Below are 21,117 nucleotides of genomic sequence, written 5' to 3' on the forward strand. Positions count from 1 at the left end.
AAAAGTCCGTGGAGTTTTTACTCGCAACAAATGCGTGTGAATTATTGCCATGCTTTAGCGAGCAAAGCAATCCCTTCTTCAATTTGCTGTATGCTTAAACCACCATAGCCAATAATAATCATGGCATTTTCAGAAGAGTGCTGAAAGGAAGTAGAACAAGGATATACGTTAATTCCAGCTGACTGAGCACGTTGAAGCCCTTCATATTCAGAGAGCCTCTTTGGTAATTCTATAATAATATGTAAACCAGATTTTTCCCCGATTACTTTAAACTCTTTGGAGAAATAGGTGCTAATGGCAGTTAATAATGCCTGTTGTTTTTTGCGATAAATGGTGCGCATTTTAGCAAGGTGCTTTTCGAATAATCCTTGTTCAATGAAATCAGCGAGTATGAGCTGATCTATTTTAGAGACAGTAGACCTTTGTTCTTGGTTGAAAATAGTGAATGCCTCGGCAAGTGACTTCGGTAAAATCATATAACTAATGCGCAGGGATGGAATGAGAATTCTTGAAAATGTGCCAAAATATATGACTCGCTGTAGTTGATCCAGTTTCGCAAGAGAGGGAATAGGAAGCCCCTTGTAGCGATATTCCGAATCATAATCATCTTCAATGATAAATGCCTCATTTGATGTCGCCCACTGTAAGAGGTCTGTCCGCCTTTCAATCGACATCACCATACCAAGTGGAAACTGGTGAGCCGGCGTTGTGTATAACATGTGGACTACTTCTTTCGGTACCGTGATACCTGAGTTATCAACAGGAATAGCATGAATCGGTAAACCACATTGATGCAAAGTGGCACGTACTCTTTTAAAACCAGGCTCCTCTAAGCCAACATGCGATTGTTGACCAAAAAAATGACAAAGGGCCTGTAGCTGTGTTTGTGTACCACTATACACAAACACTTGCGATGCTTCACAAATAACGCCCCTTGAACGTCCAACATACTGGGCAATTTTCTCTCGTAATATATCTTCGCCTTGCCAAGGACTGATTGATAAATTATTTGCATGGAAGTGTTTTTTCATTAATTTATGCCATGTCGAAAATGGAAAAGCCTGTTTGTCTACATGTCCATTGTGAAAATCAAATTTAATAGTATTTATAGTTGTTTTTAGGGGAGCGGGCTTTTCTTTTTTCGGTAGTTGTAGCCACTCAAACTCGAAGGAAGCAATAAAGTAACCTGAGCGCTCTTTACTATAAATATACCCTTCTGCAAGCAACTGCTCATATGCTTCTTTAATGGTATGGATACTGACATTGAGTGTATTGGCTAGCATACGTTTTGAAGGTAATTGTTCGTGTGGAGATAGCTTTTTCATGAGAATTGCTTGTTTAATTTGCTCATATATTTGTACATATTTTGGGGAATTTCCAAAGAATGATATAGAAAGTTCCATGCTATTAAACCTCCTGGTATGGTGTTGTTTTGTTAAATTGGTTATATTCATCATATCAAAATTGAAGTTAAATAATTGAAAAAGGAGTGAAAGAGATGCAATTTACAGCATTGGAAAATGCCATTGTATTATTAAAACCCATAACAAAAGAAGATGTTTCAGGGGTATTAGCTGCTGGGAGTTTTCCAGAGATTTGGTCGTATTTGTCCACAACGATTGAACAGGAGAGTGATGTGCATAACTTTGTGGACAAAGCTTTAACGGAGAAGATGAAGAAAAAAGAATTTCCATTTGCTATTGTGGAAAAACGCTCGGGAAAAATTGTAGGCTCAACGCGCTTTATGGATATTGACGACAAGCACAAACGTCTCGAAATAGGGAATACATGGATTACACCTACTTTTTGGCGCACAGCTGTCAATACAAACTGCAAGTACTTATTATTACAATATTGCTTCGAAGTGCTCGATTTACAACGTGTACAAATAAAGACAGACCTAGAAAATTTACGTTCTCAACGGGCGATTGAACGTATTGGAGCGACAAAAGAAGGTGTTCTGCGCAACCATATGATTCGCAAGGATGGTACAGCTCGTCATACAGTGATGTATAGCATCACTTTAGAAGAATGGCCCGAAGTGAAAAGACATTTGGGAGAATTAATTAAGTAAATACTAGTTTAAACAACTAAATATATGGATTAAAATGGATAATTTCTAATCGATTAAGCTAGGTTTCTCCCATTAAAGTGTGAGTACTGTGGTTTAGGGGTAGATTACTTGAAAACTATTTATGACTTGAAAGGGAGTAATCTATATGGAACCTAAATTAACATTACGACAAATTTATGGTGAGAACGCTGTTTATACGCCACGTACACCGTATAGTGATAATCCATGGATGATGGATGATGCACATAAACTAGATGCATTGACTTCAAGGGAAGTGGCCATTGCGGATATACCAGTGTTAGTCCATCGAGCAACACAGAGTGATAAAGCACAGAAGCTTCATGATTTGGCAGGTTTACCTTGGGTGGAGCAACCATATACTTATGAAACACAAGAAGAATACTTAGCCCATATCCAAACTTGGTGTGATGAAGGGAAGACGATTGTCTGTCAATATTTACATGAGATAGAGCACATGACTCGCGATTGTTATTGGATGGACGCTGAAAAATTTAATAAGTTAAATACAAAGGCCTACATTGATCATTTAATTGATAGTAAATTTGTGCCAAGTCGTTTAAATGTAGAACTTTACAAACTTTCAGATGCGATCAAAAATTGGCAGCCTCCTGTTGTGTTGAAGCCTGGAGATGATTCTCCAACCTCTGGTGGGTATGGGGTCATCATTTGCCAAAATAAAGATGAGCTAACAGAGGGTTTACGGCAATTTCGTATGACAGGTACTGACAGTATTATTATTGAAGAGCTATTGCAGGCAAAGGACAATTTTAGCTGTCAGTTTGCTTATTCAGGGGAGTTAGGTATTCAATATTTAGGGGCTTCTCAACAAATGACAGATGACAATGGTATTTATGAAGGAAATGTCATTGTGGATGAAGTACCAGAAAAAGTAATTGAAGTAGGCCGACATATTATGGAACAAGGTGTTGCAGAGGGCTTTGTGGGCGTAGCGGGCTTTGATTTGATAGTAACAGAGGCTGGGGATGTGCAGGCGATTGATTTGAATTTCCGCCAAAATGGCTCTACTTCCATGCTGATGTTCCATGAGGCACTTGGGAAGCCAATCAATAAATTCACCTCTTATGCAGCAAAAGACATTAAAGAAAATGGAGCATTCTTTCAAAAAATAGAGAACTTCGTAAATCAGGGCGTTCTATTTCCGTTATCCTTTTATGATGGAGATTATTTTGCCGAGCCAGTACAATCAAGATTTGTTGGTGTTTGGTACGCCGATACACTAGAAGAAATTGAGAAACTTGAACAACAGTTACTATATTAATAGAAAAAGAAGTATCTATATAAACCCGTTGATTTGCGCTACGGCGGACGCTTTTCGCTCATGCTATTCCCGCAGAAGTCGCCGCCTGCACTCCAATCAACTAGTGTACGTCTATCGGTAAATAGAATGTCGTTTTCAAGACTCAGTTATATTTGAACAGATTTTCTATCGCATTTTAAAGAAATTGCGGATCAAGGATTATGGAGCGCTGACCATGTCTTTATTGATTCGATACATGTGAAAGCGCGTGCGAAACGGCATAAATTTAAAAGAAAATCGTGTGCAAGGAAACGCGTGTATATGAGGCAAAACGTCAAGAAGAGCTGAATCAAGACCGGGTGGACTCATGGAAAATTGAACTTGTATTTGCTGCCTTGAATTTGAAGAAGCTAGCTAATTGGACATGGCAAAGTTCAAAAATGGCAGGAAATAGTTGCTCGTAGCGTACTACTGTCGTTAATAGGGGCTATTTGTAACTCCTATTTCTGTTAAAATGACAAAAGGTATTCGGCATGTATTTATTCCGAATACCTTTTGTCAATCTGAATGGTCATTAATCGACCATTCTTTTTTTATAGATAAATCCTGTGACAACCCAAGTTAATAGTGACCATATGACGATTGTAGCCAATGGAATTAGCACACCCATTGTTGTGTAGTTACTTTCCAAAGCTTCTCCTAGAATGACCAGTTGAGAACTTGGTAGCCACTCGGCAACTTTTAAGATTGGATAAGTAGTGGAAAACGCTAAAGCAATCGGTCCGAATGAGAAAATAAACATGACAGGTAGCACGATAATGGATGCTTCCATAATTGTTTTTGCAAATAATCCACATAGTGTTCCTAAAGCAATATAAAAAATTGTAGAAAGCACTAGTGCAATGGCTAAAATGACAACGCTAGCAGGATTATAGCCGATAAGAAAAATAGTCATGGTTACAACAATAAGAGAAACAATAAAGACAAATAAGCTTTTTCCTATTAAAATATCTGCAAGCGAGGCAGGAGATAGCATCAAACTTCTGAGCGTATTCTTCTCCTTTTCTTCAGCGATTAAGCAACATTGTACATAAGCCGTTACAACAGCAAATGTCAAATTTATTGGTAAAAAGTAGGAACTTATATCGTTTACTCCTATTTTCTTGTAAAGAAAGGCTAAAATAAGTGGTAGTAATACCATCGTCGATACTGCATAATTACGTGAAAACTCCTTGTAATCCTTCATAAAAATGGCTTGAATACGTGTCATTGAAATGTTCATACTAAATCACTCCCTGTTATTTGCATAAAAATATCACCTAATGTTGGCTCGTTTGTAAAAATGCGCACAACTTCTTCTGATTTCATCCAAGAATACAGTTTCTGTGCATCTTGTGCTCCTTTTTGAATCGTTGTACTCTCTCCATTTTGCAATTCTACTGTAATGGAATCATCCCCGAATTCTTTTTTTAATTGCTTTGGAGAACCGATAGCACGAATTTTTCCTTGATGTAAAAAGGCTACACGATCACAAAGTATCTCGGCTTCACTCATATCATGTGTTGTTAAAAAGATTGTAGTGCCCATTTCATTTAACTTGCGTAACCCATTATAAATATGTTGTGTATTTACAGGATCTAGTGCAGAAGTTGGTTCATCTAAAAATAATAATTCTGGTTTATGCATAATCGCACGGGCAAGTGTAACACGCTGAATCATCCCCTTAGATAGCTGACTGATTTTCTTTTTTCGCTCAGGATACAAATTGACAAAATCTAATGCTTCTTTTACGGCCGAACTAGAAAGTTGATATAAATTACTATAGAGTAATAAATTTTCTTCAATTGAAAGTCTCGTATAAAGTCCACTGTTATCTGTTAAAATACCAAACCGTTTTCTGTTATGACTTTGTTTCATTGCATTAGCAGGGCGACCAAATAAAGAAACATTTCCTGCGCTACTTTCAGTTTGTGCTGTCAAAATTTTAATGGTTGTCGTTTTACCGGAGCCGCTTGGTCCAAGGAATCCAAAAATTTCTCCTTTTTGAATAGAGAATGAAACATCCTGTAATGCTACTTCCTTATTAAATGATTTTTTCAAATGCTGAACATCAATCACTGTCTCCATGTTCAAACCTCCTGTGTGTTGTTGATGTCTTCACTTTAATGGATAATGCTGAACAAGACATTAAATCACAGGTGAAAGGCAGAAAAATGCCCATCAGTGGAGAAATAGCTATGTGACAGGAGTCGTTTATTTCCTGGGAAATCTACTATATTCCGAGGATATCCTTTAAATCTGCTAGCTTATTTTTCGACAAAGGTACAATCGTTTTTTCGTTACTGTTTAAAGCTAGGCTGTAGCTATTGCGAGTCCAAGTAATGATTTCACGTACTTTTTGTAAATTAACGATATAAGATCGATGGCTTCTAAAAAAGCCGAATGGTGTCAATTTCTGTTCTAAATCATTGAGCGATAATGTGCAAGGATAGGCTTCGCCCGCAACATAAACGTAAACAATACCTTCCACACTTTCAATGTAATCAATTTCAGGGGGATTAAACAAAATGATTTTGTCATTTTTCTTTGTTGGGATTTTATCAAGCCTTATGGGTGCATTTTCAATAGGGGTGGAAATTATTTCAATTTCATCCTCTTTCACATCAAGTGCATGTAAACCTAACGCATCCAATCTATATATTTCGTTACACGAAATAATTAAATCCTCCAAGTTGTTTGACAGTAAAACAATTGTCTTGTCTTGTTTTTGAAGGGCCATCAAAAGCTGAAGTACATTTTGCTTTGAAAATTCATCTAAGTTTTGAAAGGGCTCCTCGATAATTTGAATGGGTGCTGCACTGAGATATGTATGTAACAATTTCAAACGTTGTTTTTCCCCATTTTGAAGCTTATGAACCTTATTGTTTTTTTGGTCAGATAAAGAAAACAGCTTTAATGCCTCCTCTTTATTGTGCAGAGGCGCTGTAAAAAGCTTCATAGAAAAAAGTATATATTCGCTTACAGTAAGTCGTTCATATAATGCACTCTCACGTACATGTGTATATGTATCTCCTTGTTTTGTAAACCAGTGCATCAAAGTATTAATTTTCGTTACATCCGTATAAATACCGATAATCGCTCCTGTATGTAAAGGAAGTTGAAAGCTTGGATAGATGACATTTCCTGATTCAGTGTAAGGATCGATTTCTAAAAGTTGCTGTTGATTCAAAGTGATAGCCTCCACCAGATAATAGATTTATAAAAAATTTTTTATAGACATGTGTGCCTGAATAGCACTCTCGCGATGAAATGTTACGTTATGACAATACATAAATCCATGCTCACCAGCGAATTGAATAGTTTGTACAAAATGTATGTGGTTTAGTGCGTTTTTCATGTCTTGAACATTGAAACTTTTTTCAAGACTTGGTAAAACAATGAGTGTAGGGCAGCTTGGCTGTAGGTCAAGATATTGACGAATTCGCGAGCCATAGACACAAACAACGCGATGCAGCGGCAGTGTAGAAAGTTGCCAAGCAATAGTTGCGCCTACACTAAAGCCAATTACAATTACTTTGTCATATTGTTGGATGGCGACTCTTAGTTGTTTAACCAGCTTCTCTACTGGAGTGTCGAAGCCAATTTCATTTGTGAAATACAGGTAAGCTTCTTTTTCCTGCGCATAGGAGAAACATTTTTCATCTGAGTAAAGATGGACACATTCTACTTCAGTATGCTCATCGATAAATGCAACAGCCTGTTCTTGGATAAAGTCATTCACGCCATAAATTTCGTGTAAAATAAATATTTTTCTATTTTTTCTATTCATGGAGACTCCTTTTTTGCTTTTTCAAATAGTGTAACAAAAAGTAATAGCATCGTATATTTCATCCATTAAAAGTAAATTTATGGATTTGAATGTGTTGGTTGTTTTATATGTGGATAAATAGCTTTTAATAAAATAGAATTGGGGAAATTTAATTTATGTAATCGTTGAAGTAATACATGTGGCAATTATTTTCCGTGGATTAGTAAGATAGTTAATTGGAAACTAGTTGTAATTTTAGTTATATCGAAATAATATAATTGTGTAGGGAAATATAATAATATTTATCTGGATTTATTTAAAATAAATTACTTCGGGGAAAAATTTTTTGACTTTTTTGAAATAACAATGTAAAAATAGCTTTATATTTTACGAGGAGGATGATGGAAATGAAATACCAATCGATTAATGTGAATGGTGGCGCACTACATTTTGCAGATTATCCAGGTGAGAAAGGTACAATTATTGCTGTACATGGTTTAACTGGCAATCATATGCAAATGCATTATTATGCTGAACTGTTAAAAGGCGACTATCGTTTTATTTCGGTTGACTTAAAAGGGCGTGGTAATAGTGCACCGGCACCTGCGGATACAAGTATTGAGTTACATACACAAGATATATTAGCTTTGCTTGATGCGTTAGACATTGATAGACCGATATTAATGGGTTACTCAATGGGGGCATTTATCATGGCGAATGTTGCTAGTAAACGAAAAAATGTAAAAGGGGTCATTTTACTTGATGGAGCAGCAACTTGCACAGATCATCAACGCCAAATTGTTGAGCCCTCACTAGGTCGAATTAGCAAGCCGTATGACTCAGCAGACGCATATGTCGAGGAAATAAAAGCAATTTATGGTCGTCTAGGCGTTGAATGGACAGATCATTTAGCAAGTGTTGGGCGTTATGAGATTGCAGTACAAGATGGACATTGGGAAAATAAGTCTGATGAAGAATTAATTCGTTTAGATTTCCAAAGTTTTTATGACTACAAGCCTGTAGCAGTTTTTGAAAATGTGGAATGTCCAATACTTTTAATTCATTCGACTGGTGGTATTGGAGCAATGCCCGCATTATTTTTAGCTGAATCTTATATAGAAACGCTCAAATATGCAAAAAATATTTGGAAATTCACATCAAATAGCAATCATTACACTTTGGTTTTTGAAGAAAGAAAAGATGTTAACCCAGTAATATTGCGCTTTTTAGAGAGTATCTAAAAAAAGAGTTGCAGTTTTTTAAATTTTATGCGAATAATTAAATAACAAAACTTAAATGCCTATCGAGCAGCTTTAGAAAAAAGACCTTTTTCTACTTTCCCTGCTTGACTGTTGGCTACACTTTTCTGAACATACGGTAAATGCCGTCTTTTGGGGAAGTGTGGCCTTTTTTTATTCAAATTTTCCAAAAAGGGGAGTTATTAGATGGCAACAGGACTAGCGTATTTCAAAAAAGTTTATGATGTTGTACCTGGATGGGTGCAAAAAATGCACGACTATAATCCAGCAATGTTAGACCACTATACAGCACTGCGTGGAGCAGCGATGGCACCAGGTGTTCTATCTGTGAAGGAAAAGGACATTTTGTTAGTCGGGATGAATGCTGCAAGACATTATGCACGTAGCATGGTGTACCACACGAAAGGCGCTATTGATGGTGGTGCCACACTCGAAGAATTAATCGAGTACTTACTTGTAGCATTTAATTATGGTGGGGAAAAAGCATTACAAATCGGCTTGCAGTCATTTGACTATGCTTTAGAGCTAACGAATACGAGTGCTGACAAAATTTCACATGAAGCCTCAGCAATTGATATTGTGCGCTACTACAGTACGTTTGCTTCGAAAGATAACAGTAAGACATATTTTGAGAAATTAATGAGTTTCTTTATTGCAAAAGATGAAAACGCTTTAAAACATGTATTACTTGATAGCAATGTTGTATCAACACAAATGAAATATATTTTAATGACAGGAATTTACACAACCGTATTGAAAAATGCGGAAACAGATTATTGGGCGAAACAATCACGTGAAATAGGTGTAGAAGAAGCAGAATTGGCAGAGCTAGGCTATATTTGCCTATTAACAGCTGGCATTCCTTCTTGGTTTGAAATTAGTGATGCGCTTATCCGAAAGTAATGGAGTGAATACAATGAAAATTTATGAATCCGTAGAACAGGCTTTATCTTGTGTAGAAAGTGGCCAAACGATAATGGTTGGTGGATTTGGTTTAGTAGGTGGTCCGCTCACTTTAATCGATGCACTAGTGGAATTAGATGTGAATAATTTAACAATTATTAGCAATAATTTAGGAGAAAAAGGAAAGGGCCTTGGTAAATTGCTAGAGCAAAAGAAAGTAAAAAAAGCAATTGGCTCTTACTTTACTGGGAATCGAGATGTTGGCGAGGCATTCCAACGTGGAGAACTAGAAATTGATTTATTACCCCAAGGTACATTAGCTGAATCGATTCGAGCTGGTGGTGCAGGAATTGGTGGTTATTATACGAAAACGTCAGTTGGAACAGATTTGGCGATAGGCAAAGAAACAAAAGTAATCAATGGTGAAGAATATGTATTTGAGGAAGCGTTAAAGGCGGATGTTGCAATTATTCGTGCACATAAGGCAGACAGGCTTGGGAATTTAGTGTATTACAAAACCGCTCGGAATTTTAATCCGATTATGGCAACTGCGGCAAAGACAGTCGTTGTTGAGGTAGATGAAATTGTAGAAGCGGGCGAACTAAGCAGTGATGAAATCATTACCCCGCATTTATTCATTGATCGAATGGTTGTAGCGCAAAAGATTTTAACGAAGGAAGGTGTCGTGGAACATGGCTAATCCTATTCAGGAGCTAATAGCAAAAAGAGCTGCTAAGGAAGTTGCAGATGGACAAATTATTAATTTAGGGATTGGTATTCCTACACTTGTTGCAAAGTATGTAGAAAATGACAATGTTCACTTTCATACAGAGAATGGCATGCTCGGTGTAGTAGGTGTGGATGAGGAGGATATTGATCCGAATGTAGTGAATGCCGGAAAAATGCCAGTTGGAGAAGCGATTGGATCATCCTTTTTTAATAGTGCAGAGTCATTTGGCATGATTCGAGGGGGGCATGTGGATGTAGCCATTTTAGGCGTACTACAGGTAGATGAGCAAGCACGCATCGCCAACTGGGCAGTACCAGGGAAAAATATTATTGGTGTTGGTGGTGCGATGGATTTACTAATCGGAGCACAAAAGGTGATTGTCACGATGACACATATATCAAAAGATGGGAAAAGTAAGATTTTAAAGAATTGCACTTATCCAATTACGTCAACACGTAGCGTTAATACGATTATTACTGAAATGGCGGTTTTTAACTATGTAGATGGACAGTTACATTTGGTTGAATTAATGCCTGAAGTTACATTACAACAAGTAGAGGCAAGCACCGAAGCAAGTTTTGTCAATGCACTGAAATAGGAGGGAAGTAGCATGAAAGAAGTAGTTATTGTAGAAGGCATTCGGACAGCTATAGGTAAGTTAGGTGGTTCATTAATCAATGAGACAGCAGATATTCTAGGTTCAATAGTTATTCGTGAACTCTTAAATCGGACACAGCTAGACCCCTCTCTAATTGAGGAAGTGATTTTGGGACAAGCAAAACAAAGTGCCGATCAATCCAATGTTGCGCGGCTTGCCTCTTTACGTGCTGAATTACCAATTACCGTTCCAGGTTATACTGTACATCGCCAATGTGGTTCTGGCCTACAATCCATTAATAATGCGGCACAGCAAATTGCTCTTGGCTACAGCGATATTATTATTGCAGGGGGAACAGAATCTATGAGTACAGCACCGTATTACTTAAGAAATGCTCGTTATGGTTATGGTGTTGGTAATGCTGCTATCTTAGATCCGAATACAGAAAGTCAACCAGGCTCCCAACCGTTTGAAGTTTATGGTATTTCAACGATGGGTGAAACAGCAGAAAATTTAGCAGAAAAATATTCGATTTCTCGTGAAGAACAAGATGCATTCGCACATCGTAGTCAAGAACGTACAGCACAGGCAATACAAGAAGGCTATTTTGACAAACAAATTGTACCTTACGAAGTGAAAAAACGAAAATCAGTAGAAATTTTTGAAAAAGATGAGCACCCATTTTTAACGAGTCAAGAGAAGTTGAGTACGTTAAAGCCTGTATTTCGTAAAGGTGGATCAGTAACAGCAGGCAATAGTAGTGGGCGTAATGACGGTGCAGCTGCATTATTAATAATGTCGAAAGAAAAAGCTCTAGAACTAGGTTATAAGCCCAAGGTAAAAATACTTGCTCAAGCAGCGGCAGGTGTAGATCCATCTATTATGGGAATTGGCCCAGTTCCAGCTACATTAAAAGCATTAAAGCAGGCAAATTTATCGATTCAAGACATCGATATCATTGAGCTAAATGAAGCTTTTGCTGCACAATCAATCGCAGTAATCAATGAACTTGATTTAGATATAAATCGTGTGAATCCAAATGGTGGCGCAATTGCTATGGGGCATCCCATTGGGGCAACAGGTGCTATTTTAATGACGAAGCTTATTTACGAGCTTGAACGCACAGGTAAACGTTACGGTTTAGTTACATTATGCATTGCAGGGGGACTTGGTGTGACAACGATCGTTGAAAACTGCCAAGTATAAAATAACACCGAGTACATTTGACTCGGTGAAGAATTTAATTATCTTTTTGGATTTTTTCTAGGTATCTTTTTTGAGCAGATTTTAGAGCAACCACGACTGAACCACTTGATGGGGCATAATAGTGCTCATCTACACGAGCAATTAATTCATCAATATTGGCTGTAATATCAAAGCCAATCAACATACGTTTAAAGAAGTCTTGTGCAAGATTAGTAATGAAAGTAAATTCTGCATCAATAATTTTATGGGTTTCTTTATCAATTTCTAACACAATACCGGCATGCTTGTACATCTCGTACATGGACGTGCCCTGGGGTGCTTTTGCATAAGCGGTCACTAAAATACTAGTTAATTTTTGCAAGGAAATGACCTCCAACATGTATAGATTGTAAGTTAATTCTATCATGTTTTACGCAATAAAGAGGTACTTCCAAAAATTAATTAGTTCAACACATCAAGGGGGAATTAGTATGGAAAAGTTGACAAATTTTTTCACAGATATAATGAAGAAGTATTTACCAGATCCATTTGTATTTGCAATTGGACTTACATTACTAACGTTTGTTTTGGCATTAGTAATTGAAGATATTGGCTTTTTGGATTTAACAACTGCTTGGGGTGGGGGATTTTGGGATTTATTAGCATTTACTACGCAAATGGCTGTTATTCTTGCAATGGGATATGTACTAGCTACAGCACCCATAACAGATAAATTGCTAAACAAAATTGCAAGTATGGTGCATACACCCAAAATGGCAATTATCGTTGCAACGCTTGTTGGGGGTATTGGTAGTTACTTAAACTGGGGATTTGGTTTAGTTATTGGTGGGATTATTGCAAAAAAATTAGCTTTAAAAGTTAAAGGGGTCCATTACCCGTTGATTATTGCAGCAGCTTATTCTGGATTTACCTTCTATGGACTAGGTTTATCGGCTTCTATCCCTATTTTAATTTCAACTCCAGGTCACTTCTTGGAAGATGCAATGGGCTTAGTTACATTATCAGAAACAATTTTTAGCTTACCTATGATTATTACAACGGTCGTGCTGTTAATTACATTGCCTTTATTTAATGCGATGTTGCATCCAAAAGATCCGAAAAACGTGGTGGAGATTGATCCAGCATTGTATGCAGATCAACCAAAAGTAAAATTAAATCTATTAGTCGATAATACGATAGCAAATAAATTGAATAATAGTCGCATTTTAGCGTACACAATTGGTGCACTAGGGCTGATTTATATTGTTATATATTTCACAAACGGTAATTCATTAAACTTAAATATTTTAAACTTTATCATTTTATTCTTAGGAATTATTTTACTAGGGACGCCTGCACGTTATGCTGAGCATTTAGCAGATGGGATTAAAACAATTTCAGGGATTGTGCTGCAATTTCCATTCTACGCGGGTATTATGGCAATCATGGCTGCTTCGGGTTTAGTGGACACCATTGCGAAAGTATTCGTTGACTTATCCAACGAGCATACTTTGCCGTTTTGGGGATTAATTAGTTCATTCTTTATTAATTTCTTTGCACCTTCAGCTGGAGGACACTGGGCAGTACAAGGGCCATTCATGATTGATGCAGCAAAAGAGTTAGGCGCATCTTTATCGGAAACATCAATGTCCGTTATGTTAGGAAATGCCTGGAACGATTTAGTACAACCATTCTGGATTCTACCAGCGCTAGCACTTTCTCGCTTGAAGTTAAAAGATATCATGGGGTTCCTGGTTATGATTATGTTCTTTGTAGGTATTATTTACATTGTGGCAATGTTAGCTTGGTCATATTTACTGTAGCCGAGAGGACTGTATTAAAACGGTAGATGCTCCAAATTAAAGAGTAATAGTATTATAGGAATTCAGCAAAAAATTCGCTAAACTTTTGTGGAAAAGCGAGCCTCCGCAGATGCTAGCACCTGTAAGGCTTGCGGTTCGTCCGCAGAAAGAGAGCGGATTTTTTACATCAAAAATTTAAATGATATGCTCAGTCAGTCTTTTTTATAAAGGGGGGAATATGAATGTCAACGATGTATCAAGCACTCCTAACGGAAGGTACATTAACAAAAAGGGACAAAACACTGATACTTGTAGGTTTATTTGCAGCACGCCGTGAGGAAAGACAAATGCTGTATTTCGTAGAGCGGGCAGTTGAAACAGGTAATGGCGTCCTTGAAATTGCTGAACTGATTGCATCAGCTATTATCTCTAGAGGTATTCCCACTTGGTTATCGGGGATAGAAGCAATTACCTATGCAATCCAGCTTCAAGGAAACGTTGTGGTTGTTGAAGAGAGGAAAGAGATAGCTACATTTTCCTCACAGCAGGAATGTATTGATTACTATCAAGAAGAATTTGATGTCCTACCAAAATGGATTCAATATTTAGTAGATTACGCACCAGATACTTTATTAAAATATAGCAATCTCCGTACGACTTCTTTACGAAATGGCGCAGTGTCTAGGTTATTGAAGGAATTATTATTGTACGCCATTAATGTTTGTGAAGCCTATGAAAAAGGCATTCTGATTCATAAAGCAAATGCCGTTTCACTTGGTGCGAATGCCGCTGTTTTAGATGAAGTTAAAGCGCTATGTATTTATGCGGTAGGCATACAAGCAATTTGGAATGATGAGCAAGGTAAAACTTAAAGAAGGAGACGTAACAATGCAAAAAGTTCTAATAATAGGCGGGGGCTTTATGGGCTCGGCTATAGCAAAATATTTTATCCAATATAACGTGAATGTCTATTTATATGAGCCTAATATAGAAAGATTACAGCAATTGAAGCAGCAATCGGATTTACAACAAATCACTTTTTTACAGCAACTGGAACAAATTGACGGTTTAACATTTGTTTTTGAAGCTATTGTTGAAAATTTACAAGTAAAACAAGCTTTATTTGAACAACTGGATTCATTTTTTGGAAAAGAAGTTACGTTTTGTACCAATACTTCGAGTTATCTAATTAGCGATATTGCAGTAAAAATGATGCATAAAGAACGCTTAATCGGAACGCATTTCTTTTCGCCCGCACATATTACCCCTTTAATAGAAGTGGTTCCTAGCACTTATACATCACAGGAACGGGCAAATGCTACCATGCAATTTCTACAGAGTATTTGTAAAAAGCCTATCTTGTTGAAAAGGGAGATTGAGGGCTTTGTAGCAAACAGATTACAAAGTGCACTTGCTAGAGAAGCGATGTCTTTGGTTGAAAAAGGAATTGTAACGGCTGAAGAGTTAGACTTTATTGCTAAAATGAGCCTAGGCGTACGGTTAGCCAATACAGGACCACTTGAGCAACGGGATATAAATGGTTTAGATACGCATTATGCCATTGTCGATTATGTATACCCAACTTTAGAAAATGGCACGAAGCCACTTGCAATACATCATGCAAAAATAGATGCAAAACAATATGGGATGAAATCCGATCAAGGCTTTTACGATTGGTCATCCATCGATAAGAAACAATATTTAGCACAAAAAGAAAAGACACTAATAGATATTATTAAATTGGTTCAGTAGAGGTGATTTTTATATGATGGCGGCAATTATGAAATCAGAATAGGAGTAGATATGGTGATGGAATATCAAGCATTAGTAAAGTGTTCAACAAAGAAAAAGGATGTTCAGTTTAAAACCTATACTGTCCCGGAGTTAGATCGTAATGAATGTTTACTAAAGGTAAGTGCTGTTGGTATTTGTGGGAGCGATTTGCATATGTATGACGGGCATGGTGGCTATGACTGGGTCACTTACCCACTTGTGCTCGGCCACGAAGTAACGGGAACTGTAATAGCTATGGGAGCGGCTGACAATAAAGCACTTTTAAATAAGAGAGTGGTCATTAACCCGTATAAAAGCTGTGGTGTATGTGATTATTGTCAACGTGGCGATACGAATTGCTGTGATTTCAATGACTATAAATTGATAAAAACACCAACTGAAGCTCTTCGATATGGATTTCGTGAGGCTGGCGGAATGGCACAGTATATGGTAGCAGATGTTAATAATATTATTGTAATTGACGACGCTGTGTGTGATGAAGTGGCAGCTATTTCAGAAGCCTTAGCAGTTAGTTATACCGCAGTTTTAAAAGTAGCTGATTACAAGAAAAAGTCCATTTTAGTAATTGGACCTGGACCAATAGGGTTAGGGGTAGCAGCTATATTAGTGGGAGCGGGTAATGAACAAACACATATGCTAGGAGTGCCACAAGATCAAAGTCGTTTGCAGTTAGCAAAAGAGGTCGGTGTACAAGCAACGTTTGTTACTACGGAGGAACTAATTCACGATAAGTTTTCAGGCTATGATGCAATTATTGACTGCTCGGGTCATCCAGCTATTCCGAAAGAAGCCATTCGTTTACTTAAACGTGGTGGTCAGCTTGTATTAGTCGGCATCAATTCTGCTGAGTTTTCTGTGCCAATGGATCAAATTGTACGTGGTGAAATAATGATTAAAGGCAGTTATGGCATTACACAAGCAAATTATGAAGCGGTTTTACAAATGGCAGCGGATTCAAAATATCCATTTCATAAGTTAGTCGCCCATACGGTTCCATTTAAAGATAGTCTTCATGGTTTTGAAAGTGCGCTAAACAAATTAAATGGAAAAGTTGTGATTCATTTTAAGGAGGAAGTATAAATGAAAATTATTGATTTAACACTAGAAATTTATGATGGCTTAGTTTCCTATACATCACATCCACCGATCGCTATACAAGAAGAATCTACTTTTGACAATTCCGGTCTTCGATACGTAGCGCCATGTGAAGGATTTGAATCTCGTTTTTTACGTATGTCTGATCATAGTGGGACACATATTGATGCACCTCTTCACTTTATCAGAGGTGGGGAATCTACGGCTGAAATGGATTTAACAAAAACTTATGGGGATGCTGTCTTACTGGATGTATCCTCTTTCAAAGATCCGTTTGAACCTGTTACAGCAGAGATGCTTTCACAGGCTGAGCAAAGACAAGGGATTACTGTACAGCAAGATGATATTGTGTTAGTAAGAACACGCACTGCACAGTGGGGACAAGGGGACTTTTTTGCAGAGCATGCTTTTGCTATGTGTGCAGGTGATTGGTTATGTGAGAAGCAAGTAAAATGTATTGGTCTTGATTTAGCGAATATAGATGTTCATGACAATATGAAACGTGAAGTGCATTTAAAGCTGCTGAGTGTTCCTATCTATATAGTAGAAAACCTAGTCAATCTTGAACAGTTGCCTTTAAATGACCGTTTTACTTTTATGGCACTGCCGCTTAAATTGAAAAATTCAACGGCGTCTCCAGTAAGAGCGGTAGCCTATGTGAAATAACCTGTAAATTCAATGTGAAATATACTCTTATTCAATTCTAGATTTATAAGTTCTTTCAGTAACATTGGACAATCCTCTTTGATTCCCTATAGCGAGTGACTTTTCCGGAACCGATTATTATTACTGCTTATTGATTCAATTTTGCTAGTTTATCTACAGTCTGAAAGGGACTTTTAAAAGTCCCTTTTTAAATGATTATTATGAAGAGAAGGTCACAAAAGTTTTTATCTCAACATTTAGTGTGTTTAATTCTTTAATAACGTCGCTAAAATTTTGAACAAGTGAGCTTGTTCACGAATGCGATAAATTCGGAGCGACTTTGCATGCTCAAGGAAAAGTATATAACCTAGAGCTGTGGAGAGCTTCTAAACCATATTATGCCTCGTTATTACAACAAATCCTCATCATTTTTGAAACTAAAATTCCTCCAGATTCATTCGAAAAAACCATGGCATTAATAAAGCTCATAGAAAATATTAATCGAATAGAATAAAGAACAATACCTCAAAATTACTTCAAAAATTGAATTATTTGAACGGCAAGAAATCATCTAAATGTCACTTAAAATATGTATATTTTTACAAGAGCAAAATCGAACATAGCTTTTACTTTTTTGGACAACCTAACTTAGAAATAAATGCATGAGGTGATGATCATGATAATAGAAAGGTCGTCCGAATGGGAAGAAGGCTTTATAAATAGATTAGATAATCTTGAAAAATGGGATAGTTGGACATTGTACAAGATGAGCTATGATATTGTAAAAATGAATTTAATTCCCGAATTCACAGGTTTACAAGCGACGAAACATTTACCCAATTTAACGCCGCTCACCCATCAGCTAGAAGCGGCCGAAACTGTTATTGAACGCATGAATGGGAAAGCGATACTTGCTGATGAAGTGGGGCTTGGTAAAACAATTGAAGCGGGTTTAATCTTAAAGGAATACCTTATTCGTAGGCTTGTAAAAAGAGCGTTGATTTTAGCACCAGCTTCTCTTATTAATCAATGGATAGAAGAATTGAATCAAAAATTTCATATTCCAGCAATAGCTTATAAAAAAAATTGCCCAATTGATCGTTATGATATTGTGATAATGAGCATGGATACAGCAAAAAAAAGCCCACATAAAGAGCTAATTTATGCACAGGATTATGACATGATTATTATTGATGAGGCCCATAAACTGAAAAACCATAAAACGCTAATTTACGAATTTGTACAAGGCTTAAAGAAAAAATTTTGTTTATTATTAACCGCCACACCCATTCAAAACGATGTATTTGAATTATATTATTTAATCTCTTTACTCAAACCAGGTCATCTCGGAAATTATGAAACATTCCAATCGGCATTTTCAGCTAGCAAGCATGATTTAGAGCATGACGATTATTTGAAAGAATTAGTTAATCAGGTGATGGTTAGAAATAGAAGAGAAGACACGGGCATCGAGTGGACAAAACGTCGCGTTCAAATTATCCCCATCCAATTTACTACTGAGGAAAAGGAAATTTATGATTTACTTGGAACGCTTTCTACAGGCTCATTCTCATTAATTACCTTGCAAAAGGAAATGTGCAGTAGCAAAGAAGCAACGGCTTTAACTTTATCAAAAATGCTCGAAGATAGTAAGGAAACCAAAGAGATTGAAGGGATGCTTGCCAAATTAATGGCTTTAGAAGTGAATTCCAAAGCTGAAAAAACACTAGAAATTATTGAGCAGGCAGATGATAAAGTCATTATTTTTACGGAGTATCGAGCAACCCAAATCTACTTGCAGTGGTACTTACATTCAAAAGGCATTACGAGCGTTCTTTTTAATGGCAAGTTCAATAAAAATAAGCGAGATTATATGAAGCATCTTTTTAAGGAAAAAGCGCAGGTGCTTATTGCGACTGAAGCAGGCGGGGAGGGTATTAACCTGCAATTCTGCCACCATGTCATTAACTACGATTTGCCTTGGAATCCCATGAAGCTTGAGCAACGTATTGGGCGTGTACACCGATTAGGTCAAGAACACGATGTGCATATTTATAATTTGGCAATAGAAGACACAATTGAAAAAGATATTTTGGCATTGCTCCATACGAAAATCGATGTATTTGAGAAGGTAGTCGGAGACTTAGATGCTATCTTAACAAATTTCAAAAAATCCGTTTGACATGTGAGGGGGGAGTGCCATGTTTCCACAGCAAGTTCACAGTTATTTAAGACAATTTTTCATGGAAAATGATTGCAATATTTTAGGGGGAGACGACGATTATCTCACAGTACAATTAACCATTGATATGGATAAAAGAATTATGAATCGCCCCTTCTATTGGCAATACTTAGAAGCTACGAATGGTGAACCAAATCCTGCACAAGTAACATTTATTACAGATCATACGGCGCTAACCGGTAACGTTCGCGGAGAAATAGTGAATTTTGGTTCACCAAGACTTAATCAATTGTTTCAAGCAACGAGAGAGCTTGGCAATTTTGTTCAAATGTTTGAAAAAGTTGACGCAGCGAGTGAACAGATTATGCTTACCCCTTGGCTTGGTGTGAATTATAAAGTCTCCTATTGCTGCGATCGAACAAAAGAAATGTTATATTCATTTGGCATGAACTTAATGACAGGCATGATTTTAGAGGACTTTCATGAGGCATTGAGTAAAATGGAATTGGATGCTATTCAGTCAGAGAATGTTTTTCATGTGCAATATATTATTAAGCCCATCCGTGCGCTTCAAAGATTAGACGCGGCAATCGAAGCGATAATCCAACAAGATAACCATGATTGGGCAGTGCAAGCGAAAAAAAGGTGGCAACGTGATCAGCGCGTTTTAGATTATTTTTATGAAGATGTAGAGCAAAAGCCAGAATGCTATGAGATCGAAAAGAAGGCCTTGGAAGAACAATACGATGCAAAAATTAAAGTCGAAATTATTAATGGTGGATTATTTTATATGAGATAAATGAAGAGCTGTCCGAAAGCGCGGACAGCTCTTTTATTATCTTGTATCTCTATTCTATCTTTATTTACTCTTTTTCGATAAAGTGTTGTAACTGAGCCAGTTTATTATCCCAGAACAAATCAAAATACTGTAACCAGTCTTCAATCTCTTTTAAGCGCTCTACATGTAATGAATAAATCTTTTCTCTACCCTTCTTTTGGGCAGATACTAGTTCAGCCTGCTCTAATATTTTTAAATGCTTGACGACAGCAGTACGGCTAATGGCAAAATGCTCAGAAATGAGAGTGATTGGCTTGTCACTTGCTGCAAGAAGCTGTAGAACATGACGTCTCGTTGGATCAGCAATTGCTTGGAAAACATCATACTTTTCAGCAAGTTGTGTCATTTTGTTTCAACAACCTCTTTTAATCTTTGACCGATAATCATTGTCCAGCCACCGACCATTTTCTCTCGAACAGCTTCTGCTGACATTTGGGCTTTCGGAATAGTATGAGATGCCTCTTTCCAACCACCATGTGTTAAGGTAAATGTTGTTTGTTCTCCAATTTGTTCAAGTTCAAATGTTACAAACCATCCATCCGTATCCCAAGCGAAACGCACAAAATGTGGTGCATCCACTTGTTCAACCTTACATGGAGAAGGTCCAAAAGGGGATTGTAACGTAAATTCATGTCCTACAATAGCTTGAAAATTATTTGGCATAAACCAAGTACCAAGTTTTTCGGCAGTAGTAACCGATTCCCACACCTTATCAATAGGTGCGTTGAGTGTAATTGTTTTGACGATATTTTGTAATTGATTAGTCATGCTGAAGTCTCCTCTTCTGAAATATAACCATAAGGTGTTATGAATATATAACACCTTATGGTTATATGTCAATAATAATGAGTCGTGAGAAGTTTCTTGGAAATTGTTGCTTTCTGCATTGCTGTTCATATGGTAAAATATTTTTAAAATTTTCAGA

At 37.0% G+C, this 21,117-nt stretch carries 22 protein-coding genes; 14 read left to right on the plus strand and 8 right to left on the minus strand.

Annotation, left to right across the window (positions count from 1 at the left end):
- Window positions 1-41: 41 nt before the first annotated feature.
- On the minus strand, window positions 42-1,403 hold the full coding sequence (pdxR, locus tag H131_RS03585) for a MocR-like pyridoxine biosynthesis transcription factor PdxR (protein WP_010857689.1): 1,362 nt from the start codon (window positions 1,401-1,403) through the stop codon (window positions 42-44).
- A gap of 95 nt (window positions 1,404-1,498) precedes the next feature.
- Here pdxR and H131_RS03590 point away from each other — a divergent pair, with 95 nt between their 5' ends.
- Together H131_RS03590 and ldmS are read left to right on the plus strand one after the other, a co-directional pair.
- Window positions 1,499-2,074 (plus strand): GNAT family N-acetyltransferase, encoded by a 576-nt coding sequence (locus tag H131_RS03590; protein ID WP_010857690.1) that lies wholly within the window; start codon window positions 1,499-1,501, stop codon window positions 2,072-2,074.
- Between the two features lie 145 nt (window positions 2,075-2,219).
- A complete protein-coding gene (ldmS, locus tag H131_RS03595; protein ID WP_010857691.1) occupies window positions 2,220-3,374 on the plus strand; it encodes an L-aspartate--L-methionine ligase LdmS in 1,155 nt (384 codons plus the stop codon).
- Window positions 3,375-3,927: 553 nt separating this feature from the next.
- On the opposite strand, the gene H131_RS03600 is transcribed toward ldmS, so the two are convergent.
- The 4 genes from H131_RS03600 to H131_RS03615 all read right to left on the minus strand — a co-directional run bounded on the left by H131_RS03600 (window position 3,928) and on the right by H131_RS03615 (window position 7,182).
- Window positions 3,928-4,635: an ABC transporter permease gene (locus tag H131_RS03600; RefSeq protein WP_010857692.1), complete on the minus strand. Its 708-nt coding sequence runs from the start codon at window positions 4,633-4,635 to the stop codon at window positions 3,928-3,930.
- Window positions 4,632-5,480: an ABC transporter ATP-binding protein gene (locus H131_RS03605; RefSeq protein ID WP_010857693.1), complete on the minus strand. Its 849-nt coding sequence runs from the start codon at window positions 5,478-5,480 to the stop codon at window positions 4,632-4,634. Before H131_RS03605 ends, H131_RS03600 begins: the two co-directional genes overlap by 4 nt.
- Before the next feature lie 145 nt (window positions 5,481-5,625).
- A complete protein-coding gene (locus tag H131_RS03610) occupies window positions 5,626-6,582 on the minus strand; it encodes a LytTR family transcriptional regulator DNA-binding domain-containing protein (RefSeq protein ID WP_010857694.1) in 957 nt (318 codons plus the stop codon).
- A gap of 27 nt (window positions 6,583-6,609) precedes the next feature.
- Complete coding sequence (locus H131_RS03615) at window positions 6,610-7,182, minus strand: dienelactone hydrolase family protein (protein WP_010857695.1); 573 nt, start codon at window positions 7,180-7,182, stop codon at window positions 6,610-6,612.
- Window positions 7,183-7,568: 386 nt separating this feature from the next.
- Between H131_RS03615 and H131_RS03620 the strand changes: the two genes are divergently transcribed.
- The 5 genes from H131_RS03620 (at window position 7,569) to H131_RS03640 (ending at window position 11,857) form a co-directional block, all read left to right on the plus strand.
- Window positions 7,569-8,402 carry an alpha/beta hydrolase gene (locus tag H131_RS03620; protein ID WP_010857696.1) on the plus strand — a complete coding sequence of 278 codons (834 nt, stop codon included), beginning with the start codon at window positions 7,569-7,571 and terminating at the stop codon, window positions 8,400-8,402.
- Window positions 8,403-8,606: 204 nt separating this feature from the next.
- Window positions 8,607-9,323 (plus strand): carboxymuconolactone decarboxylase family protein, encoded by a 717-nt coding sequence (locus tag H131_RS03625; protein WP_010857697.1) that lies wholly within the window; start codon window positions 8,607-8,609, stop codon window positions 9,321-9,323.
- Window positions 9,324-9,336: 13 nt separating this feature from the next.
- Entirely contained in the window at window positions 9,337-10,023 is a 687-nt protein-coding gene (locus H131_RS03630; protein WP_010857698.1) for a CoA transferase subunit A, read from the plus strand.
- A complete protein-coding gene (locus tag H131_RS03635) occupies window positions 10,016-10,651 on the plus strand; it encodes a 3-oxoacid CoA-transferase subunit B (protein ID WP_010857699.1) in 636 nt (211 codons plus the stop codon). The genes H131_RS03630 and H131_RS03635 overlap by 8 nt, the downstream gene beginning before the upstream one ends.
- Window positions 10,652-10,663: 12 nt before the next feature.
- Window positions 10,664-11,857 (plus strand): thiolase family protein, encoded by a 1,194-nt coding sequence (locus H131_RS03640; protein ID WP_010857700.1) that lies wholly within the window; start codon window positions 10,664-10,666, stop codon window positions 11,855-11,857.
- 34 nt (window positions 11,858-11,891) lie between these two features.
- On the opposite strand, the gene H131_RS03645 is transcribed toward H131_RS03640, so the two are convergent.
- Window positions 11,892-12,218 (minus strand): DUF3870 domain-containing protein, encoded by a 327-nt coding sequence (locus H131_RS03645; RefSeq protein WP_010857701.1) that lies wholly within the window; start codon window positions 12,216-12,218, stop codon window positions 11,892-11,894.
- A 109-nt stretch (window positions 12,219-12,327) separates the two neighbouring features.
- Between H131_RS03645 and H131_RS03650 the strand changes: the two genes are divergently transcribed.
- The 7 genes from H131_RS03650 to H131_RS03680 all read left to right on the plus strand — a co-directional run bounded on the left by H131_RS03650 (window position 12,328) and on the right by H131_RS03680 (window position 20,153).
- The gene (locus H131_RS03650; protein ID WP_010857702.1) at window positions 12,328-13,659 is read left to right on the plus strand and encodes a short-chain fatty acid transporter; all 1,332 of its coding nucleotides are present in this window, start codon (window positions 12,328-12,330) and stop codon (window positions 13,657-13,659) included.
- 221 nt (window positions 13,660-13,880) lie between these two features.
- Window positions 13,881-14,510: a carboxymuconolactone decarboxylase family protein gene (locus H131_RS03655; RefSeq protein WP_010857703.1), complete on the plus strand. Its 630-nt coding sequence runs from the start codon at window positions 13,881-13,883 to the stop codon at window positions 14,508-14,510.
- Complete coding sequence (locus H131_RS03660) at window positions 14,491-15,390, plus strand: 3-hydroxyacyl-CoA dehydrogenase NAD-binding domain-containing protein (protein ID WP_268890959.1); 900 nt, start codon at window positions 14,491-14,493, stop codon at window positions 15,388-15,390. The genes H131_RS03655 and H131_RS03660 overlap by 20 nt, the downstream gene beginning before the upstream one ends.
- 57 nt (window positions 15,391-15,447) lie before the next feature.
- Window positions 15,448-16,512 carry a zinc-dependent alcohol dehydrogenase gene (locus H131_RS03665; RefSeq protein ID WP_010857705.1) on the plus strand — a complete coding sequence of 355 codons (1,065 nt, stop codon included), beginning with the start codon at window positions 15,448-15,450 and terminating at the stop codon, window positions 16,510-16,512.
- The gene (locus H131_RS03670) at window positions 16,513-17,193 is read left to right on the plus strand and encodes a cyclase family protein (RefSeq protein WP_010857706.1); all 681 of its coding nucleotides are present in this window, start codon (window positions 16,513-16,515) and stop codon (window positions 17,191-17,193) included.
- Window positions 17,194-17,842: 649 nt separating this feature from the next.
- Window positions 17,843-19,354, plus strand: coding sequence for a DEAD/DEAH box helicase (locus tag H131_RS03675; protein WP_036129787.1), 1,512 nt, complete (start codon window positions 17,843-17,845; stop codon window positions 19,352-19,354).
- 19 nt (window positions 19,355-19,373) lie between these two features.
- A complete protein-coding gene (locus H131_RS03680; RefSeq protein WP_010857708.1) occupies window positions 19,374-20,153 on the plus strand; it encodes a YqhG family protein in 780 nt (259 codons plus the stop codon).
- 64 nt (window positions 20,154-20,217) lie between these two features.
- On the opposite strand, the gene H131_RS03685 is transcribed toward H131_RS03680, so the two are convergent.
- Entirely contained in the window at window positions 20,218-20,538 is a 321-nt protein-coding gene (locus H131_RS03685; protein ID WP_010857709.1) for an ArsR/SmtB family transcription factor, read from the minus strand.
- The gene (locus H131_RS03690; RefSeq protein WP_010857710.1) at window positions 20,535-20,960 is read right to left on the minus strand and encodes an SRPBCC family protein; all 426 of its coding nucleotides are present in this window, start codon (window positions 20,958-20,960) and stop codon (window positions 20,535-20,537) included. The genes H131_RS03685 and H131_RS03690 overlap by 4 nt, the downstream gene beginning before the upstream one ends.
- Between the last annotated feature and the right edge of the window lie 157 nt (window positions 20,961-21,117).

The sequence above is a fragment of the Lysinibacillus sphaericus OT4b.31 genome (genome assembly GCF_000392615.1).
GTDB lineage: Bacteria > Bacillota > Bacilli > Bacillales_A > Planococcaceae > Lysinibacillus > Lysinibacillus sphaericus_B.

Excerpts from the sequence above, each read along its gene's own strand:
- H131_RS03635 (WP_010857699.1), top strand. The coding sequence starts at position 10,016 with ATGGCTAATCCTATTCAGGAGCTAATAGCAAAAAGAGCTGCTAAGGAA.
- H131_RS03660 (WP_268890959.1), top strand. The coding sequence starts at position 14,491 with ATGAGCAAGGTAAAACTTAAAGAAGGAGACGTAACAATGCAAAAAGTT.
- H131_RS03670 (WP_010857706.1), top strand. The coding sequence starts at position 16,513 with ATGAAAATTATTGATTTAACACTAGAAATTTATGATGGCTTAGTTTCC.
- H131_RS03655 (WP_010857703.1), top strand. The coding sequence starts at position 13,881 with ATGTCAACGATGTATCAAGCACTCCTAACGGAAGGTACATTAACAAAA.
- H131_RS03675 (WP_036129787.1), top strand. The coding sequence starts at position 17,843 with ATGATCATGATAATAGAAAGGTCGTCCGAATGGGAAGAAGGCTTTATA.
- H131_RS03625 (WP_010857697.1), top strand. The coding sequence starts at position 8,607 with ATGGCAACAGGACTAGCGTATTTCAAAAAAGTTTATGATGTTGTACCT.
- H131_RS03620 (WP_010857696.1), top strand. The coding sequence starts at position 7,569 with ATGAAATACCAATCGATTAATGTGAATGGTGGCGCACTACATTTTGCA.
- H131_RS03605 (WP_010857693.1), bottom strand. The coding sequence starts at position 5,480 with ATGGAGACAGTGATTGATGTTCAGCATTTGAAAAAATCATTTAATAAG.
- H131_RS03680 (WP_010857708.1), top strand. The coding sequence starts at position 19,374 with ATGTTTCCACAGCAAGTTCACAGTTATTTAAGACAATTTTTCATGGAA.
- H131_RS03590 (WP_010857690.1), top strand. The coding sequence starts at position 1,499 with ATGCAATTTACAGCATTGGAAAATGCCATTGTATTATTAAAACCCATA.
- H131_RS03600 (WP_010857692.1), bottom strand. The coding sequence starts at position 4,635 with ATGAACATTTCAATGACACGTATTCAAGCCATTTTTATGAAGGATTAC.
- H131_RS03685 (WP_010857709.1), bottom strand. The coding sequence starts at position 20,538 with ATGACACAACTTGCTGAAAAGTATGATGTTTTCCAAGCAATTGCTGAT.
- H131_RS03640 (WP_010857700.1), top strand. The coding sequence starts at position 10,664 with ATGAAAGAAGTAGTTATTGTAGAAGGCATTCGGACAGCTATAGGTAAG.
- H131_RS03665 (WP_010857705.1), top strand. The coding sequence starts at position 15,448 with ATGGAATATCAAGCATTAGTAAAGTGTTCAACAAAGAAAAAGGATGTT.
- ldmS (WP_010857691.1), top strand. The coding sequence starts at position 2,220 with ATGGAACCTAAATTAACATTACGACAAATTTATGGTGAGAACGCTGTT.
- H131_RS03615 (WP_010857695.1), bottom strand. The coding sequence starts at position 7,182 with ATGAATAGAAAAAATAGAAAAATATTTATTTTACACGAAATTTATGGC.
- H131_RS03690 (WP_010857710.1), bottom strand. The coding sequence starts at position 20,960 with ATGACTAATCAATTACAAAATATCGTCAAAACAATTACACTCAACGCA.
- H131_RS03650 (WP_010857702.1), top strand. The coding sequence starts at position 12,328 with ATGGAAAAGTTGACAAATTTTTTCACAGATATAATGAAGAAGTATTTA.
- pdxR (WP_010857689.1), bottom strand. The coding sequence starts at position 1,403 with ATGGAACTTTCTATATCATTCTTTGGAAATTCCCCAAAATATGTACAA.
- H131_RS03630 (WP_010857698.1), top strand. The coding sequence starts at position 9,337 with ATGAAAATTTATGAATCCGTAGAACAGGCTTTATCTTGTGTAGAAAGT.